This is a genomic window from Bacillus sp. NPDC093026 (assembly GCF_044754665.1).
GTDB lineage: Bacteria > Bacillota > Bacilli > Bacillales > Bacillaceae > Bacillus > Bacillus maqinnsis.
On sequence record NZ_JBIVPN010000011.1, the window covers coordinates 39,861 to 55,391 of the forward strand.

Genomic DNA, 15,531 nt, shown 5'->3' on the forward strand with positions numbered 1-15,531 from the left:
TGTGAGGAGGCAGTTGTGAATAGAATTGATGTTTTTTTGAAAAAACATAATGTTTTACTTAAAAATACGACAGTCATTGTCGGGGTTTCCGGCGGACCGGATTCTATGCTGTTATTGCATGAGTTAAACAAGCGTCGAAAAGGTTCTTTTCAGTTGATTGCAGCCCATGTTGATCACATGTTCAGAGGAGAGGAATCATACGCTGATTTGACATTTGTTGAAGCTTACTGTGATGAGCAAGATATCCCATTTGAATCGGCCCGCATACAGGTCACCCAATATGCAAAAGAAAATCGCTTAAACAAACAGGTAGCTGCAAGAGAATGCAGATATGCATTTTTTCGTCAATTGATGGTGCAGTACAATGCGCGATTTATAGCGCTTGCACATCATGGAGACGATCAAGTAGAAACGATGTTGATGAGACTGACTAGAGGGACCGTTGGAATAGGGCTTGCAGGTATACAGGCGAAGCGCCCCTTTCAAGATGGCTGGCTGATTCGTCCGTTGATTGGCTATTCTAAGGACGAAGTACTAAAAGCATGTGAAAAAGAAAATGTTCCATACGTGACTGATCAGAGCAATTATTCAGATGACTACTTGAGAAATCGGATAAGAAGACACATTCTTCCCGTATTAAAAGAAGAAGCACCTCATATGCATAAAAGCTTCCAGTTTGTGAGTGACATGCTGACTGAGGACGAACAATACTTGCAGGCATTAACTAAGAAACAAATGAATAAGGTAATCACAAGTCAAACTCCTAAACAAATTGAGATCAAAACGAAGCCTTTGCTTGACCTGCCTTTGCCTTTACAAAGAAGAGGCATTCAACTAATATTAAACTATCTTTATGAAAACATTCAATCAGCGTTTTCAAACCAGCATATTCTAGGGACTTTAGACTGGTTATCTCATACGGATCAACCGTCTGGATCATTGGATTTGCCAAAGGGTTTACAGGCTGTCAAATCATATGATCACTGTATGTTTACCTTTGAACGATCGCTTCTATTGGACAGTCCTTACGCTCTGCAACTTAAAGCTGAGCCAGGAGAGGAACTTCTTCTCCCAAATGGTATGTCCATTGTGGTATCAAATCATGTTCCGAAGGATGCGCAGAACGGGAATAGTTTTTTCTTACTACAAAAAGATCATGTTCGTCTCCCTTTAATCATTCGATCAAGAAAAAATGGTGATCGGATCAAACTAAAAGGAATGAATGGATCAAAAAAGGTGAAGGATATATTTATTGATAAAAAAGTGCCTCTTGCAAAAAGAGACAGCTGGCCGATCGTTACTGACTCGGATCATCAAATCATCTGGATACCAGGTTTGAAAAAATCCGTTTTTGAAGAAATTGATATGACAAACAGCGATCTCATTGTATTACAATATAGGCAGCACGAAAATTTGTAGGGGGCAAGCAAAAGCATGAAACAAGATATTGAAAAGATTTTGATCTCAGAAGAGGAGATCCAGCAAAAAGTAAAAGAACTGGGCGCAACATTAACCAGCGATTATGATGGTAAATTTCCCTTGGCGATTGGTGTTTTGAAAGGGGCTCTTCCATTCATGGCAGACCTGATCAAACACATTGATACATATTTAGAGCTTGACTTTATGGATGTATCAAGCTATGGAAAGTCTACCGTATCTTCTGGAGAAGTCAAAATCATTAAGGATTTAGATACTTCTGTTGAAGGAAGAGATATTCTAATTATGGAAGACATCATCGACAGTGGGTTAACTTTGAGTTATCTGGTAGAGCTTTTCCGATACCGTAAAGCAAATTCCATTAAAATTGTCACATTGCTAGATAAACCAAGCGGTCGCAAAGCAGACATCAAAGCAGATTATGTTGGTTTTGAAGTGCCAGATGCATTTGTTGTTGGCTATGGATTGGATTTTGCTGAACGTTACCGAAACCTCCCGTATATTGGAGTGTTAAAACCATCTGTTTACGAAGGCTAATCAGCATACGTGTACATGAGGTTATTGGTTGTGTTGGAATGATTTTCTATGATACTATTGAACATAGTTGTGCTTACTGTGGGAGGAGGTAAGGAATGAATCGGGTTTTTCGTAATACGATTTTTTATATACTTATTTTACTACTTGTGATTGGGGTCGTTAGTTGGTTAGGATCTCCAAATGCAAAACCTGAGAACATGTCTTACAGCAAATTTTCGCAAAATCTAAGTGCGGGAAAAGTGGAGAGTATCTCCATTCAGCCTGTAAGAGGGGTTTATGAAATTCGTGGTCAATTAACGGGCGCGAAGAAAGATCAATATTTCATTACCCATGTTCCTGATGGTCAAGGTGTTGACCAAATTTACAGTGCACTGAAGAAGACAGATGTAAAAGTAGAACCAGCACCTGAAACAAATGGATGGCTGACAGTTCTGACGACTATTATTCCATTTATCATCATCTTTATCTTATTCTTCTTCTTATTGAACCAAGCTCAGGGCGGCGGGAGCCGAGTGATGAACTTTGGTAAAAGTAAAGCAAAGCTTTACACAGAAGAGAAGAAGCGTGTGAAATTCAAAGATGTTGCGGGTGCAGATGAAGAAAAGCAAGAGCTTGTAGAGGTCGTTGAATTCCTGAAGGATCCGCGTAAATTTGCTGAGCTTGGCGCAAGAATTCCTAAAGGGGTTTTACTAGTAGGACCTCCAGGTACAGGTAAAACATTGCTTGCAAGAGCAGCTGCAGGAGAAGCAGGCGTTCCTTTCTTTAGCATTAGTGGTTCTGACTTCGTTGAGATGTTCGTCGGTGTCGGTGCATCACGTGTGCGTGATTTATTTGAAAATGCGAAAAAAAATGCACCTTGCTTAATCTTTATTGATGAGATTGATGCAGTAGGTCGTCAGCGTGGAGCAGGTCTTGGCGGCGGTCATGACGAGCGTGAGCAGACGCTTAACCAGCTTCTTGTTGAAATGGATGGTTTCAGCGCCAATGAAGGAATCATTATCATTGCTGCGACCAACCGTGCAGATATACTAGACCCTGCATTGTTGCGTCCGGGACGTTTCGACCGTCAAATTACGGTAGACCGCCCAGATGTCATTGGACGTGAAGAAGTACTGAAGGTTCATGCGAAAAACAAACCGCTTGATGAGACAGTGAACTTGAAAGCCATTGCAAGTAGAACCCCAGGATTCTCTGGTGCAGACCTTGAGAACTTACTAAACGAAGCAGCACTTGTGGCTGCCCGTCAAAACAAAAAGAAAATTGATATGCGTGATATAGATGAAGCGACTGACCGTGTCATCGCTGGTCCGGCTAAGAAAAGCCGTGTCATTTCGAAGAAAGAACGTAATATCGTCGCATATCATGAAGCGGGTCATACCGTCATTGGACTTGTCCTTGACGAAGCAGACATGGTGCATAAGGTTACAATCGTTCCTCGTGGACAGGCGGGTGGCTATGCTGTGATGCTTCCGAGAGAAGATCGCTATTTCCAAACGAAGCCAGAGCTTCTTGACAAAATTGTCGGCTTGCTCGGAGGACGTGTGGCAGAGGAAATCACTTTTGGTGAAGTGAGTACTGGTGCTCATAATGACTTCCAGCGTGCGACAGGCATTGCACGTAAAATGGTAACCGAGTTTGGTATGTCCGATAAACTTGGACCGCTTCAATTTGGTCAATCGCAAGGTCAGGTTTTCCTTGGACGTGATTTCAACAATGAGCCGAATTATAGTGAAGCCATTGCTTACGAAATCGACCTAGAAGTTCAGCGTTTCATCAAGGAGAGCTACGAGCGTGCGAAACAAATTCTCACTGAGAATAAAGATAAGTTAGAGATTATTGCACAAGCGCTTCTAGAAGTTGAAACATTAGATGCTGAACAAATTAAATCTCTTTACGAAACTGGAAAACTTCCAGAGCGTGTATACGCAGATGATGAAGAGAAAAAAGATGATGTGAAAGTAAATATCAAGAAAAAGGAAGATAAGGAGATCTAATCTCCTTTCCTGAAAGCTGCTGGTATCACCGGCAGCTTTTTATTTCGTTTCATGAATGGATTGATTTCGAATTGTTTACAAATGGAACTCAATTCGTGTATGGTATGATAGAAAGTCGAAATATGATCTTTTGAGAAACTATTCAAAGTGGTGATAAAGTTGTTACTCGTGATAGATGTAGGAAATACAAATACCGTTTTAGGTGTTTATCATAATGGCGATCTGAACTACCATTGGCGAATTGAAACAAGCCGTCACAAAACAGAAGATGAATTTGGCATGTCGATTCGGTCACTATTTGATTATGTCGGATTAATGTTTGACCAAATTGAAGGCATTATCATTTCATCTGTTGTCCCGCCAATGATGTTTGCGTTAGAAAGAATGTGTGAGAAGTACTTTCACATTACGCCCCAAATTGTTGGACCTGGAATGAAGACGGGACTTAACATTATGTGTGATAACCCAAAGGAAGTGGGAGCTGATCGAATTGTCAATGCGGTTGCAGCTATTCACCTTTATGGAGCACCTCTTATCGTGGTTGACTTTGGAACAGCAACGACCTATTGCTATATCAATGAACAAAAACAATACATGGGTGGAGCCATTGCACCAGGTATTACCATTTCAACAGAGGCTTTGTATACAAGAGCGGCGAAACTACCAAGAATTGAAATTGTCCGTCCGGATCATATCGTAGGAAAAAACACCATCAGTGCGATGCAATCAGGTATCCTATATGGATATGTTGGACAAGTTGAGGGAATAGTGAAGCGAATGAAACAACAAGCAAAACAAACACCGAAAGTCATCGCAACAGGCGGTCTGTCTACATTAATTGGTCATGAGTCAGACTGTATTGATGTTGTCGACCCGTTCTTAACCCTAAAAGGACTTCAATTAATTTACGAACGGAATCGTGTCAGTGTACGATAGGAGGTTAAATCAAAATGGATTACTTAGTTAAAGCGTTAGCGTATGACGGCAAAGTCCGCGCCTATGCTGCTAACACAACAGATACAATTAACGAAGCACAAAGAAGACATTATACTTGGCCGACTGCATCAGCAGCAATTGGAAGAACAATGACTGCTACTGTGATGATGGGGGCCATGCTAAAGGGTGAGCATAAACTTTCTGTCAAAATAGAAGGCGGTGGACCAATCGGAGCAATTATTGCCGATAGTAATGCAAAAGGTCAGGTGCGTGGATATGTCACGAATCCTCAAGTTCACTTCGACTTAAATGAACATGGCAAGTTAGATGTCAGACGTGCAGTTGGAACGACAGGAACCTTAAGTGTCGTCAAAGACATAGGTCTGAGAGAGCACTTCACAGGACAAACAGAAATTGTCTCAGGTGAAATTGGTGATGATTTCACTTATTATCTCGTCTCTTCTGAGCAAGTACCTTCCTCTGTAGGAGTGGGTGTCCTTGTGAATCCAGATAACTCCATCCTAGCAGCAGGCGGCTTCATCATTCAATTGCTGCCGGGCACAGAAGACCATGTCATTGAAAGGCTTGAAAAACGCCTATCAACCATTGAACCAATCTCTAAACTCATTGAAAAAGGAATGTCACCAGAAGAGATTTTAGAAGAAGTTCTCGGTGAAAAACCTCAAATTCTAGAAACTGTACCTGTCGAATTCTATTGTAATTGTTCAAAAGAACGGTTTGCGTCTGGCATTATCAGCTTAGGCAAAGCCGAAATTGATGATATGATTGAAAAAGACGGACAAGCAGAAGCTCAATGCCATTTTTGTAACGAAACGTATGTATTTACAAAAGAAGAGCTAGAAGAGCTACGTGAAGAAACAACCCGCTAAGCTCTAGGTAGCGGGTTTTCTTTTTATTATGGAAAGGAGACGAAAGATGAGACTAAAAGCAAGAGCGGTATGGACATTTATCCTTGTGTTGCTCATGATCAATGCTGTTGTCATTGCATATGTACTGACAAAAACACAAATGTCGCAGGCTTCTTCAACCGGTAAGGGCGGTGAAGAAATTGCATCAATCGGAAAAGAGAAAATAACCCGTCAACAATGGCTTAAGAAGATGGAGGACCGCTACGGTAAGGCAACGCTTGAGCAAATGATTAATCAACAGGTTGTGAATCAGCTTGCAAAAGAAAATCAGCTCAAGGTATCGTCAGAGGAAATTAACAGAGAATTGCTCATGCTCAAAGCTGTCAATAATAATTTCTACGAGGATGGTCATACAAGCGAGAAAGAATGGAAGGAGCAAATTCGTTACAATATCTTACTAGAACAGCTCCTGACGAGAGATGCAGTTGTATCTGACAAAGAAGCCAGAGCCTTTTATGAAGAAAATAAAGACTTATATCAATATGATGACTCTTATCGTATTCGTCATATTGTGGTAAAGACAAAAGAAGAGGCAGAGAAAGTATTAAAAGAACTCAAAGGTGGATCAAGCTTTGAAGCTGTGGCAGCCGAACGTTCTACTGATCGTTACACCTCGCCTTATGGGGGAGATCTTGGCTTTGTGACAGAAGAACAAGAAAATATCCCCGCCTTATACATACAACAAGCCCAAAAGCTTCAACTGAACGAATGGACGAAAGAACCCATTGAGACCAAAAATGGATATGCCATTATTCAATTAAAAGAAAAATTAAATGGTCGTTCCTTCTCTTATGAAGATGTCAAAGATCAGATCAAAAGGCAGATCGCCATGGAGGACTTAGGCGAAAAGGCGAATGTCAAAACCCTGTGGAAAGAAGCAAAAGTCACATGGTTTTACGATGGAGAGCAGGACTAAAAGCATTGACAAAATTTTTCGAAATTGATAATTTATTATTAATACAATAAAATTACTCGGAGATAGAGGTGTTAGTGATGGCTCGTATTGCAAATTCAATTTTTGAACTAATAGGAAATACACCAGTCGTTAAATTAAACCGTTTAGTAGATGAAGACAGTGCGGATGTCTACTTAAAACTTGAATATATGAACCCAGGAAGCAGTGTAAAAGATCGTATTGCGTTAGCGATGATCGAAGACGCTGAAGAAAAAGGCAAATTAAAAGCAGGCGACACGCTGATTGAACCAACAAGTGGCAACACTGGAATTGGTCTTGCGATGGTGGCGGCAGCCAAAGGGATCAAAGCGATTTTAGTCATGCCGGATACAATGAGCCAGGAGCGCCGCAACCTATTACGCGCTTACGGTGCAGAGCTTGTATTGACACCAGGTGCAGAAGGGATGAAAGGTGCCATTAAAAAAGCGGAAGAACTTGCGGAAGAGCACGGTTATTTCATGCCGCAGCAATTTAACAACGAAGCAAATGCTGAAATTCACCGCCGTACGACTGGAAAAGAAATTCTTGAACAGTTTGATGGTCAGCTTGATGCATTTATTGCAGGTGTTGGTACGGGTGGAACGATTACTGGTGCTGGTGAAGTATTAAAAGAAGCCATCCCATCTATTAAAGTCTATGCAGTTGAACCAACTGACTCTCCTGTATTGTCAGGAGGAAAGCCAGGACCGCATAAAATTCAAGGGATTGGAGCAGGGTTTGTTCCTTCTATCTTGAATACGGAAGTGTATGACGACATTATCCAAGTTCGAAACGAAGATGCATTTGAGTTTGCAAGAAAAGCGGCAAAAGAAGAAGGAATCCTTGGAGGAATCTCTTCTGGTGCAGCCATATACGCAGCACTTCAAACAGCGAAGAAGCTTGGTAAAGGGAAAAAAGTCTTAGCGATTATCCCAAGTAATGGTGAGCGTTACCTAAGTACACCTCTTTATCAATTCGATTAAACAACATGTCCCCAGCATTTGCTGGGGTTTTTTTACGAATTTTGAAGATGGACAGCAAATACTATTTTCTAAATAAAAAGGATTGCATTAAAATAGGGGTAATGAAAATAAAAAAGGATGATAACATGACACAACGCAGGCCGACGGGCATCAAAATTCCTTTTACGAAAGATCAGTTCTTAAAGAGATATGAACAACTATCTGCACGTGAAACACACCATGTTCTTCTTGAAAGTGCACGCGGGGGAGCATATAGCATTGCAGGCATCAATCCGATAGCCACCGCTAAAGGAAAAGATGGGATGACGACAATTCATTATCAAGATGAGACGCTGTTTAAAGAAGGTGATCCACTAAGGGTATTTGCTGAGTGGTTTCAAACTTTTCAAACCGAAACGAACGAGGAGTACCCTGACTTTCAAGGAGGAGCGATTGGGTTTTTAAGTTATGATTATGCAAGATATATAGAGCATTTTAAAATGCTATCAATTGATGATCTCAAAACACCTGATATGTATTTCCTCGTGTTTAATGATGTCGCTGTTTATGATCATCAAGAAGGAGTTCTTTGGCTTATCACTCATACACATGAAGAGGAGCCTGTCGCTACTGCTCATCGAAGAATAGAAGAATTGAAACAAAGCTGGACAAGTACCTCAGACGAATCAACATATTCGCCAGTAAAAGCGCCTTCCTCAGAATTTGTAACAGCAGCACCTTTTACTGAGGAAACCTTCGGCGAAGCAGTAGATAAGATTAAGCAATATATCACAAACGGTGATGTGTTCCAGGTGAACCTATCCATCAGACAAGAAGAACAGCTTCGTACTCATCCATATGAACTTTACAAAATACTGCGTCAAGTCAATCCGTCTCCATATATGTCATATGTGCATACGCCCGATTTCCAAATTGTTTGTGGATCACCAGAGCTACTCATAAAGAAAAAAGGAACACAATTAGAAACCCGACCGATCGCTGGTACAAGATCAAGAGGCAAAGATGAAGCAGAGGACCAGGCGCTTGCAAAAGAACTCATTGAAAATGAAAAAGAACGTGCAGAGCATGTGATGCTCGTTGACCTTGAAAGGAATGATCTTGGACGAGTGTCCACTTATGGGTCAGTGCAGGTGAATGAATTTATGGCGATTGAAAAATATTCACACGTGATGCACATTGTGTCTAATGTGAAAGGGGAGTTGCGTGATGATTGTGATGCGGTAGATGTGATGCGAGCCGTATTCCCTGGTGGAACTATTACCGGTGCACCAAAAGTAAGAACAATGGAAATTATAGAAGAGCTTGAGCCAACAAGACGAGGGCTTTATACTGGATCTATAGGCTGGTTTGGATTTAATCAAGATATGCACTTTAATATCGTCATTCGTACGGCATATTGTACAGAAGGCAGGGCATTTATGCAGTCAGGTGCCGGCATTGTCATTGACTCTGTGCCAAAGCACGAATACAAAGAATCCATTAAAAAAGCCTATGCTGTGAAAAAAGCATTACAGTTGAGCGAAGAAGAGACTATTTTGAGTTAGAGGTGAGCAGAGTATGATATTAATGATTGATAATTATGATTCATTCACGTACAACTTGGTTCAGTACTTAGGTGAGCTTGGTGAGGAATTGGTCGTCAAACGGAATGATCAAGTGACGATCCAAGAAATTGAACAGCTCACGCCAGATTTTCTCATGATTTCTCCAGGACCATGCAGTCCTGATGAAGCTGGAATTAGTATGGAGGCCATCAAACATTTTGCTGGGAAAATCCCGATTTTTGGTGTGTGTTTAGGTCACCAATCCATAGCACAAGTATTTGGCGGAGATGTCATTCGAGCGGAGCGATTAATGCATGGCAAAACGTCAAAGATTGTGCATGACGGAAAGGGCGTTTTCACAGGTCTTCCAAACCCGCTCGTAGCGACGAGATATCATTCATTGATTGTCAAGGACGAGACGCTGCCGGAGTGCTTTGTGGCTACAGCTAGAACAAAAGAAGGCGAGCTCATGGCCATTCGCCACAAGGAACTGCCGATTGAAAGTGTCCAGTTCCATCCTGAATCAATTATGACCTCCTTTGGGAAAGAAATGCTCAAGAACTTCATTGAAACCTATCACACAAAGGGACATGAAGTGAACGTATGATCATTTATCTGAACGGTCAGTATATAGAGGAGAAAGAAGCGACTCTTTCTCCTTTTGATCATGGTTTTCTATATGGCATCGGTGTATTCGAAACATTTACCAGCCTTGCAGGACAAGTTTTCCTGTTAGATTGGCATCTTGAAAGGCTCAATCAATCACTTCTTGACCTTTGCATCGAGTCCACAATAGAGAAACCATTTGTACTCGACATCATTCAAACCTTGCTGAAAAAAAACGAATTAACAGATGGTCATGCGAGGGTTCGTTTCAATGTCTCTGCAGGTAGAGGCAATGGGTTTTCTGCTGACTCATATCAGAACCCAGTGATTTTTGTCATGATTTCCCCATTTCAACCTGAATCGGTTTTAGAAGAGAAACAAGGAGTCATTCTTCAGACGAGAAGAAACACACCAGAAGGTCCAAGACGGCTCAAGTCTCATCATTACATGAACAACCTTCTCGCTAAAAGAGAAATCGGGAACGATCCATCAATGGAAGGCATTTTTTTGACAAAAGAAGATTGTGTTGCAGAAGGAATTACCTCGAATGTGTTTTGGCGAAAGGGAGATGTGATCTATACACCGTCACTCGACACAGGCATATTAAACGGTGTCACACGTCGATATTGTATAGAAACTCTTCGTGAACAGGGAGCTTTACTAAAAGAAGGACAATACCCAGTATTGCATATACTCTCAGCGGATGAGGCGTGGATGACCAATTCTGTACAGGGAATCATTCCTTTCCGAAGTATTGGAGAGACCGTTTTACCGGAAGATAAACGAACGATCTCATCAATGTTGAGAACACAATATACAAAAGAACGTCTAGAACATACAGAGTAGGTGGACGCAATGACACATCCGTTAATCAAGCAACCGAAAATGATACAAGCCAAGCATCATAATCTTAGTTATGAAGAAAAGACGTTGGTCATGGGAATTTTAAATGTCACACCTGACTCTTTTTCAGATGGGGGCAAATTTAATCAAATTGATAAAGCGTTGGCTCATGCGAAACAGTTGATGGAAGATGGAGCGCATATCATTGATATCGGTGGAGAATCAACCCGCCCAGGTGCAGCACTTGTATCAGAGCAAGAGGAGCTCTCAAGGGTCATTCCTGTCATTGAGAAGATCACAAAGGAATTGGATGTTCCAATTTCAATCGACACCTATAAGGCTCACGTGGCTGATGAGGCTGTGAAAGCCGGAGTATCCATCATTAATGACGTATGGGGCGCCAAGGCAGACGATCAAATGGCACATGTTGCTGCTAAGCATGATGTTCCAATCATTTTGATGCATAATCGACCAGAGCGAAACTATACACATCTCATTTCAGATATGATTGCAGATTTAAAAGAAAGTGTACAAATCGTTAAACAAGCTGGTGTTCGTGATGAAATGATTATACTAGACCCTGGCATTGGTTTTGCGAAAAACAAAGTAGACAATCTAATGATTATGAATGAGCTCGAAACATTTTGCCATCTAGGCTATCCGTTATTACTTGCTACGTCTAGAAAGCGATTCATTGGCGCAGTCTTAGACTTACCTCCAGACGAACGAATTGAAGGAACAGGTGCGACAGTTTGCCTCGGTATTCAAAAAGGGAGTGCAATGGTACGGGTCCATGATGTCAAAGAAATCGCAAGAATGGCAAAAATGATGGATGCTATGCTGAATAAAGGAGGCGGTTATCATCGATAAAGTCTATGTAAACGGGATGGAGTTTTATGGCTATCATGGTGTTTTTGCAGAAGAGAATAAATTAGGTCAACGATTTCGTGTAGATTTAATAGCTTCTCTCGATCTAAGTAAAGCTGGTCAAACCGATGATTTAAATGAAACGATTAACTATGCAGAGCTTTACCAAATATGCAAAAACATTGTGGAAGGTGAGCCAGTCAATTTGGTTGAAACATTAACAGAGAGAATCGCAAACCAAGTACTAAAAGATTTTCAGTCAGTTCAGGAATGTACAGTAAAAGTCATCAAGCCAGATCCCCCAATTCCAGGACACTATCAATCTGTTGCGATTGAAATGACGAGATCGCGCACATGAACAATACAGCATATATCGCTTTAGGCTCAAACATTGGAAAAAAAGAAACTTACTTAAAAGAAGCGGTCAAAAAACTGCACGAACATCCAGACGTCCAAGTAGAATCAATATCATCTATATACGAAACAGCACCAGTAGGATATGTGAATCAAGATGACTTTTTGAACATGGCGGTGAAGATTTCAACATCACTTCGTCCAGAGGAACTACTGGCTCTTACACAGCAAATTGAACATGAGTTAGGCAGGACAAGAGAAGTCAGGTGGGGACCTCGGACGGCAGACCTTGACATTTTACTTTATAATCGTGAAAATATTGAATCAGAACAACTTGTAATACCTCATCCTAGAATGTACGAACGTTTATTCGTCCTTGTCCCGATGAGTGAGATTTGCCCAGAAATCGGCGAAGTGCAAATCAATGCCGTAACAGACCAAGAGGGTGTAAGTGTATGGAAAAAGACATGTGGGGTAGAAGAATTCGTGCATACCGAAAGCTAAAAGGGTATACTCAGGAAGGGTTCGCTAAAAGGCTGAGTATTTCCGTCTCTGTCTTAGGAGAAATTGAGCGAGGCAATCGATTACCAACAAAACAAATGGTTGATCAGATAGCAGATGCTTTAAATATAACGGTGGAAGAACTTTCGCCAATAACAGAGGAAGAAAGGAGGGGTGGAGATGTTTAAGATTGGCAATATTGAAATTAAAAACAAAGTTGTGCTTGCGCCTATGGCTGGTGTTTGTAACTCAGCCTTCAGACTAACCGTTAAGGAGTTTGGAGCGGGATTAGTCTGCGCTGAAATGGTCAGTGACAAAGCGATTCTGCTTAACAACGCCAGAACAATGGGGATGCTCTACATTGATGAACGTGAAAAACCACTGAGCCTTCAGATTTTTGGAGGAGAAAAGGACACACTCGTAGAAGCGGCAAAATTCGTTGATCAACATACAACCGCTGATATTATTGACATTAACATGGGTTGTCCAGTACCAAAAATTACAAAATGTGATGCAGGCGCTAAATGGCTCCTAGATCCAAATAAGATTTATGAAATGGTGTCTGCTGTCGTTGATGCTGTAGATAAACCAGTCACTGTGAAAATGAGAATGGGCTGGGATGATGATCATATCTTCGCCATTGAAAATGCCCGTGCTGTTGAGAGAGCAGGCGGACAAGCGGTTGCTCTTCATGGTCGTACCCGTGTTCAAATGTACGAAGGTACAGCAAATTGGGATATCATTAAAGAGGTGAAGCAATCCGTATCTATTCCTGTCATAGGAAATGGTGATGTCAAGACCCCTCAAGATGCAAAACGTATGCTTGATGAAACAGGTGTGGATGCTGTCATGATCGGTCGAGCAGCACTAGGAAACCCATGGATGATTTATCGTACGGTTCATTATTTAGAAACGGGTGAATTAAAAGAAGAGCCGAAAGTACATGAAAAAATGTCTGTCTGTAAACTTCACTTAGACAGGCTCATTGACCTAAAAGGTGAACATGTCGCTGTAAGAGAAATGAGAAAACATGCAGCATGGTATCTAAAAGGCGTACGCGGTAACGCCGAAGTAAGGAATAAAATTAATCAATGCGAAACAAGGGCTGAGCTTGTAAAGATTCTTGATAATTTTACGATCGAAGCCGAGGCAAAAGAGCTTCAAAGTATAAAAGTAGGATAAGACGATCTTTTCTATTGCAGCTCACTGCGAGTGTATGTACTGGCAGTTTTTCTGCTTTTCTCTGCAAAATTAATTATTGGAGTGAGATAAATGAGTAATGAAGGGCTTAATAACGAAGAATTAAATGATCAATTCCAAGTCAGACGTGACAAAATGAATAAAATGCGAGAAGAGGGTATCGATCCTTTTGGTGAGCGATATGACCGTTCTCATCAATCTGCACAGATTATCGCAGAATTTGACAAATTTTCTAAAGAAGATTTAGAAGAAAAAGCTGCACAGGTGACAATTGCTGGTCGTATGATGACAAAGCGAGGAAAAGGTAAAGCTGGTTTTGCGCACATTCAAGACTTAGAAGGACAAATCCAAATTTACGTTCGTAAAGATAGTGTAGGAGAAGTAGCTTACGAGCTATTTAAAAGCTCTGACCTAGGCGACATTATTGGTGTCAAAGGAACGGTATTTAAAACGAATGTAGGAGAGCTTTCTATTAAAGCGACTAGTTTTGAGATTCTGACAAAAGCACTTCGACCCCTTCCTGATAAATATCATGGTCTAAAAGATGTTGAACAACGTTATCGTCAGCGTTACCTTGACCTGATTGTAAATCCTGAAAGTAAGCAAACGTTCATCATGCGAAGCAAAATCATTCAATCAATGAGAAGATACTTAGATTCTAAAGGATACCTAGAAGTTGAAACGCCAACTATGCATAGCATTCCTGGCGGTGCATCAGCACGTCCTTTTATTACTCATCATAATGCACTTGATATGCCGCTATATATGCGTATTGCAATTGAGTTGCACTTGAAACGTCTGATCGTGGGCGGACTAGAGAAAGTATACGAGATTGGACGCGTATTCCGTAACGAAGGTGTATCTACCCGCCACAACCCAGAATTTACAATGATCGAATTATATGAAGCATATGCAGATTATCAAGATATCATGAACCTGACTGAAAACCTCATTGCCCACATTGCACAAGAAGTATTGGGAACAACGACCATTCAATATGGAGAAGATGAAATCGATCTAAAACCTCAATGGAAGAGGCTTCATATGGTTGAAGCGGTTAAAGAAGCAACAGGTGTAGACTTCTGGAAAGAGATGTCTATAGAAGAAGCGAAGCAACATGCTGCTGATCATGGGATTGAAATTACGAAAAATATGACAGTGGGTCATATTATTAATGAGTTCTTTGAACAAAAGGTAGAAGAAACATTGATTCAACCTACCTTTATTTATGGACATCCGGTTGAGATTTCTCCTTTAGCAAAGAAAAATCCTGAAGATCCTCGTTTTACTGATCGTTTTGAGCTGTTTATTGTACGTCGTGAGCATGCGAATGCATTTACAGAGCTGAACGATCCTATCGATCAAAGAGAACGCTTTGAAGCTCAATTAAAAGAACGTGAAGAAGGAAATGATGAAGCACATCTGATGGATGACGACTTTGTTGAAGCATTAGAATATGGAATGCCTCCAACTGGTGGATTAGGTATCGGTATCGATCGATTGATTATGTTGTTGACAAATTCACCTTCAATCCGAGATGTATTGCTTTTCCCGCAAATGAGAAACCGTTAATCCATCAATAAAAGCGCCGTTTTACAAATGGCGCTTTATTTTTTCTTAAAATGAAACTTTTTTTAAAAAATCTATTGCAAGTAAAGAAACAAGGTGGTATATTATTATTCGTTGCCGCAAAACAGCAACAAGGTTGAAAAAGAAGTTGAAAAAATTCTTGACTTTAACCGATGCGAAATGATAGCATATTAAAGTCGCCTATGAGCGATAATGAAATGATCTTTGAAAACTAAACAAGACAAAACGTACCTGTTCATTCGAGATTTGATAAAAAATCCTATGATACATCATAGG

The 15,531-nt window shown here is 40.8% G+C and carries 15 protein-coding genes and 1 pseudogene; all 16 read left to right on the forward strand.

The features are described from left to right. Positions 1-15 precede the first annotated feature (15 nt). Positions 16-1,438, forward strand: a pseudogene (tilS, locus tag ACIQCE_RS16080) (tRNA lysidine(34) synthetase TilS). Continuing rightward, positions 1,435-1,974 (forward strand): hypoxanthine phosphoribosyltransferase, encoded by a 540-nt coding sequence (gene hpt, locus ACIQCE_RS16085; protein ID WP_008357399.1) that lies wholly within the window; start codon positions 1,435-1,437, stop codon positions 1,972-1,974. The pseudogene tilS and the gene hpt overlap by 4 nt, the downstream one beginning before the upstream one ends. Positions 1,975-2,069: 95 nt before the next feature. Then, positions 2,070-3,968, forward strand: a complete 1,899-nt coding sequence (gene ftsH / locus ACIQCE_RS16090; protein ID WP_400496006.1) for an ATP-dependent zinc metalloprotease FtsH — start codon at positions 2,070-2,072, stop codon at positions 3,966-3,968. Between the two features lie 159 nt (positions 3,969-4,127). Beyond that, positions 4,128-4,904, forward strand: coding sequence for a type III pantothenate kinase (locus ACIQCE_RS16095; protein WP_400496008.1), 777 nt, complete (start codon positions 4,128-4,130; stop codon positions 4,902-4,904). Between the two features lie 14 nt (positions 4,905-4,918). Further along, positions 4,919-5,794: an Hsp33 family molecular chaperone HslO gene (hslO, locus tag ACIQCE_RS16100; protein ID WP_400496010.1), complete on the forward strand. Its 876-nt coding sequence runs from the start codon at positions 4,919-4,921 to the stop codon at positions 5,792-5,794. Between the two features lie 46 nt (positions 5,795-5,840). Further along, entirely contained in the window at positions 5,841-6,749 is a 909-nt protein-coding gene (locus ACIQCE_RS16105) for a peptidyl-prolyl cis-trans isomerase (protein WP_400496011.1), read from the forward strand. 77 nt (positions 6,750-6,826) lie between these two features. Beyond that, entirely contained in the window at positions 6,827-7,750 is a 924-nt protein-coding gene (gene cysK, locus ACIQCE_RS16110) for a cysteine synthase A (RefSeq protein WP_353854041.1), read from the forward strand. Positions 7,751-7,875: 125 nt separating this feature from the next. Continuing rightward, complete coding sequence (locus ACIQCE_RS16115) at positions 7,876-9,294, forward strand: anthranilate synthase component I family protein (RefSeq protein ID WP_400496014.1); 1,419 nt, start codon at positions 7,876-7,878, stop codon at positions 9,292-9,294. Between the two features lie 13 nt (positions 9,295-9,307). Beyond that, a complete protein-coding gene (gene pabA, locus ACIQCE_RS16120) occupies positions 9,308-9,901 on the forward strand; it encodes an aminodeoxychorismate/anthranilate synthase component II (RefSeq protein WP_400496016.1) in 594 nt (197 codons plus the stop codon). After that, a complete protein-coding gene (gene pabC, locus ACIQCE_RS16125; RefSeq protein ID WP_400496018.1) occupies positions 9,898-10,746 on the forward strand; it encodes an aminodeoxychorismate lyase in 849 nt (282 codons plus the stop codon). The genes pabA and pabC overlap by 4 nt, the downstream gene beginning before the upstream one ends. A 9-nt stretch (positions 10,747-10,755) precedes the next feature. Beyond that, positions 10,756-11,613 (forward strand): dihydropteroate synthase, encoded by an 858-nt coding sequence (gene folP / locus ACIQCE_RS16130; protein ID WP_400496019.1) that lies wholly within the window; start codon positions 10,756-10,758, stop codon positions 11,611-11,613. Beyond that, positions 11,606-11,968, forward strand: coding sequence for a dihydroneopterin aldolase (folB, locus tag ACIQCE_RS16135; protein WP_400496026.1), 363 nt, complete (start codon positions 11,606-11,608; stop codon positions 11,966-11,968). Before folP ends, folB begins: the two co-directional genes overlap by 8 nt. After that, positions 11,965-12,468: a 2-amino-4-hydroxy-6-hydroxymethyldihydropteridine diphosphokinase gene (gene folK / locus ACIQCE_RS16140; RefSeq protein WP_400496020.1), complete on the forward strand. Its 504-nt coding sequence runs from the start codon at positions 11,965-11,967 to the stop codon at positions 12,466-12,468. The genes folB and folK overlap by 4 nt, the downstream gene beginning before the upstream one ends. After that, positions 12,420-12,653 (forward strand): helix-turn-helix domain-containing protein, encoded by a 234-nt coding sequence (locus ACIQCE_RS16145; protein ID WP_353854035.1) that lies wholly within the window; start codon positions 12,420-12,422, stop codon positions 12,651-12,653. The genes folK and ACIQCE_RS16145 overlap by 49 nt, the downstream gene beginning before the upstream one ends. Further along, entirely contained in the window at positions 12,646-13,647 is a 1,002-nt protein-coding gene (gene dusB / locus ACIQCE_RS16150; protein WP_400496022.1) for a tRNA dihydrouridine synthase DusB, read from the forward strand. The genes ACIQCE_RS16145 and dusB overlap by 8 nt, the downstream gene beginning before the upstream one ends. Positions 13,648-13,737: 90 nt before the next feature. Further along, on the forward strand, positions 13,738-15,237 hold the full coding sequence (gene lysS, locus ACIQCE_RS16155) for a lysine--tRNA ligase (protein ID WP_400496023.1): 1,500 nt from the start codon (positions 13,738-13,740) through the stop codon (positions 15,235-15,237). The last annotated feature ends 294 nt before the right edge of the window (positions 15,238-15,531 follow it).